The sequence below is a fragment of the Pseudomonas sp. UBA3153 genome (genome assembly GCF_002364635.1).
GTDB classification, from domain to species: domain Bacteria; phylum Pseudomonadota; class Gammaproteobacteria; order Pseudomonadales; family Pseudomonadaceae; genus Pseudomonas_O; species Pseudomonas_O kuykendallii.
Map to the genome: position 1 here is coordinate 3000 of NZ_DEYR01000053.1, position 448 is coordinate 3447.

1 pseudogene is annotated in these 448 nt (G+C 69.6%); it reads left to right on the forward strand.

The features are described from left to right. Positions 1-448: pseudogene (locus B2X67_RS13345) on the forward strand (anion permease); the annotation flags it as partial.

Here is a 448-nt window from a genome sequence, read left to right on the forward strand (position 1 = left end):
ACGAGAAGCGCCTGGCGCTGCTGCTGGCGATCACCGTCGGGCTCTGGGTCAGCGATTCGCTGCACGGCATCTCGCCCGCCTGGATCGGCCTGCTGGCGGCGTGCTTCTGCCTGTTGCCGCGGATCGGCTTCGTCAGCGCCGAGGAGTTCGGCAGCAAGGTCAACCACCGCACCGCGCTCTACGTGGCGGCGATTCTCGGCCTCGCCGCGCTGGTCGGGCAGAGCGGCCTGGGGCGGATGATCGGCGACGCGCTGCTGGCCTGGCTGCCGCTGGACCCCGCCACGCCGCTGCGCAGTTTCCTGTCCATCGTCGGGCTGTCGAGCGTGCTGAACTTCGTGGTCACCGCCAACGGCGTGCCGGCGATGTTCACGCCCATGGCGCAGTCGCTGGTGGACGCTTCCGGCTTCCCGCTGCTCGGCGTGCTGATGATCCAAGTGATCGGCTTCGC